At 38.4% G+C, this 3,681-nt stretch carries 1 protein-coding gene; it reads right to left on the bottom strand.

The window, feature by feature from the left end; genetic code table 11:
• Window positions 1–3,072, bottom strand: a 3,072-nt coding sequence (locus tag FJR37_RS04335; protein WP_254434509.1) for a type I polyketide synthase, incomplete at its 3' end; no start/stop codon positions are given.
• Between the last annotated feature and the right edge of the window lie 609 nt (window positions 3,073–3,681).

Genomic DNA, 3,681 nt, shown 5'->3' with positions numbered 1-3,681 from the left:
TTGATGATTCTCATTAAATGCAGTTGGCGGTTTGTTGTCAATTGTTGGTTGGGGAGATATCACTCCCACATGATGACCATTCTCTAAAGCTTTCGCAAATGCTTTTTGAGTTCTTTCGGTAATGTTGGTACTATTTAAGCGGACATTTAAAACTTTTTTAGCGGGAACTTCGGGAATTTTAGTTGCGACTTGATAGGGATCTAAATTTTGCAAATATAATCCAGCTACCTGCAATTGAACTATGGCTTGTCGAAGAGTTTTGTCGCTGTTTTTGGTATGACTTGGATTTACGGCTATAGCTATGTGTGGCTTATCACTTAGAATTTCTTTCACCAAATTGGTAAGGACACTTTTGGGACCAAATTCTACAAAGTAATAACCGCCAGCAGCATAAATATTTTCAATTTCCTGCTGAAATAACACCTGATTTAACAGTTGTTCTTTGAGGATTTTTTGAATGGCGTGGGGTTCTTGAGGATAACGTCTACCTGTAACATTAGTATAAACAGGAATTTGGGCTTCGTTAAAATTTACTTTTTCAACGGCTTGGGCAAAAGGTTTTTGAGCATGAGATACTAATGGTGTATGAAATGCTGCGGAAACTCCTAATAAAAAAGTGGTAAGACCTTGATTTTTGAGAATATCTTGGACTTGAATAATTTCCTCTTTCTTGCCAGCTAATACTACTTGGTGCTGAGAATTTTTATTAGCAACTGCTACCTGGGGAAACTTTTTAATTACTTCCGTTATTTGATGAATATCTCCTTTGACAGCTAACATTCCTCCGGTATCAAAATTGGGATTGGCAGGTGCAGCCATAGCTTGTCCTCTAGCTTTTACTAGGAACAAATAATCCTCTTCATTTAACACTCCTGCGACCCACAAGGCTGTTAATTCACCAAAGCTATGACCGGCAACAAAATCGGGTTTAAATCCAGCTTGTTGCAAGATTTTATATAAGCCTGCACTAAATACACCAATTGCCGGTTGTGCATATTCAGTTTTTTGCAATGTTGCTAACTGAATTTGCTTTTTTGTTTCATCAAAAACAGGTTGAGGAAATACTACACTTGATAAAGGCTGTAACCCGTCTTCACACAACAGGCTATCCATGTGAGTGTAGGTTTGGCGCAAGCAGGGAAAATTCATTACCAATTCCCGCCCCATTTCTAAGTATTGTGAACCTTGTCCAGAAAACAAAGCCACTACTTTAGCTGTTGTGTCTATCCCCTTTTGGCGGTAGTAAACCCCTTGCGGATGTTCCCAGGATTTGGCTTCAGGCTTGTTTCTCAGCCCTTCTATGACAATTTGCAGTAATTCCCCAGCTTGCCCTAAATCATCGGCGACAAAGCCCACTCTGGCATAATTAACGGGAATTTTAGCGGTTTGAGAATCAGTAATTAATTGTTGATAGTATTTTTCTTTATTCTCATTCTGTAATTGTTGTTGGATTTGTTGACAACGAGATAACAACTCTGAAGGGGTGGGGGCAAATAGCAGTAAGGATTGTGGAGTATGGTGTAAACGGTAAGGGTGATGATGTTCATGTTCATATTCTTCTAAAACAACGTGATAATTCGTACCACCAAATCCAAAAGCACTGACTCCCGCCCTTCTGGGTTGAGTAGGATGACTTACCCAAGGTCTAGTTTCCGTATTTAAATAAAATGGCGAGTTCTCAATATTCAGTTTAGGATGGGGGGTACTGACATTAATCGTCGGTGGTAAGACTTTGTGATGTAATGCTAAAGCCGCTTTGATGAGACTGGCAGCACCAGCAGCCGCTTTAGTGTGTCCAATTTGAGATTTAACAGTTCCTAAAGCAATATGCTGTTTTTTCGGGTTATTTTCGCCAAAAACACTGGTAATAGATGTAAATTCCGTAGGATCTCCTACCATCGTTCCTGTACCATGTGCTTCAATTAAGCCTATACTAGCAGGAGAAACTCCTGCATCTGTATATGCTCGATTCAAAGCAATTATTTGACCTTCGGCGCGAGGTGCATAGATACTTTTATACTTACCATCACTGGAACTGCCAACGCCCTTAATGACTGCATAGATGCGATCGCCATCTCGTTGAGCATCTTCTAGGCGCTTAAGTACCAACATTCCCACGCCTTCACCTAATAGCATTCCATCTGCATCAGCATCAAAGGGTCTTACCTTTTCCCCTGGAGAAACAGCAGGAGTTTTACTGAAGCACATATAGGCGAAAATTGAGTTATCAGTATCTACACCGCCAGTGATCATCATGTCGGCGCGATGTTCTACTAATTCGCTAACAGCCATCCTTAATGCACCAAAGGAACTCGCGCAAGCTGCATCAACTACGCAGTTCATTCCCCCCAAATCCAGACGGTTAGCGATACGTCCAGAAATCACATTTGCTAACATTCCGGGGAAAGCATTTTCTTCCCATTGCACATATCCACTTTTGAGTTTTTCAATAATTTTCTGGCTATCTTCGTCTGATAAACCACTATTTTTGAGAACTTTTTTCCAAAGTGGATCTTGCAATCTTGCACCTAAAGGAACAGCCAATTGTCTACCAATTGCTACTCCTAATACTACTCCTGTTCGTTCATGATTAAATTGTCGAGATGCACCATAACCAGCATCTTCTAACGCCTCTTTTGCTACTACCAAACCGAGTAATTGAGAAATATCTGTCACCTCCAAAATATTGGGAGGTAAGCCAAATTCCATAGGATTAAAATCAATATCTGGTAAGAAACCACCTCGCTTACAATAGGTTTTATCTGGTGCTTTTGGATCAGGATCATAATAGTCATCTATATGCCAACGGGACGCAGGAACATCAGTAATACAATCCACTTTCTGAACAATATTTTCCCAGTATTCTTGCAAACTCTTCGCCTGGGGAAAAATAGAAGCCATACCAACAATTGCGACATCGGTTGTTCGCAATTTAGCATTAATTTCATTTTTCATATTTGTAGTCTCAGGCATATTTTTTTTCACTTTTATCATCTTGAGTACAGACTTTTCACAGTTACTAATTTCATCTTTTAACTGTGTGAAAGCAGTTTCAAACTGGGAGATAGCCATGATCATATTTTGCTCTTTTGAGCAGGTAATATGGAGTTAAAGTTTCAAGAGTAATTGACCGCAGATAAATACGGATAAATTCAGATATCTTATGATTCTATACAGTCTTAGATGAAGTTAGTATAGGTAAATATTGACTTTCATCCTTAACAGTATTGAAATCTTTTTTTGCGTTAATTATTGATGAATACTCTGGCGGCTTAATATGGAATCCTCTAATTAATCCTGTAGTCTATAAATTAATTTTTGCCAAAATTAATCTGAGTTTGGTGACAACTCTATTGCAACTCATAAGCAATTTATGTGCAACTTCATAAAAGTCTTGCAAATGTAAAATTGATAGAGTTATCTACAAAATGTGTTTGCTTATCCAATACATAAATTATTATCTAAGTTTTAGCCATTTTGACCAAAGTTGCACATAGATTGCATATCCTTAGTTTTAATTTATTAAAGATTTTATTTTTCCCTGAGAGGATATTTTAAAGGTGGTATCCCATAATTTTCATCACATTGTTACCCCCTTTTCCCTTGACAAGCTATCGTACACAAGTTAAGTTACCCCCCTTAATCCCCCCTTATAAAGGGGGGAAATCGGAAAAATTAGTT

The sequence above is a fragment of the Aphanizomenon sp. UHCC 0183 genome (assembly GCF_009712065.1).
GTDB classification, from domain to species: Bacteria; Cyanobacteriota; Cyanobacteriia; order Cyanobacteriales; family Nostocaceae; genus Dolichospermum; species Dolichospermum heterosporum.
This window is presented reverse-complemented; position numbering and strand designations above follow the sequence as displayed.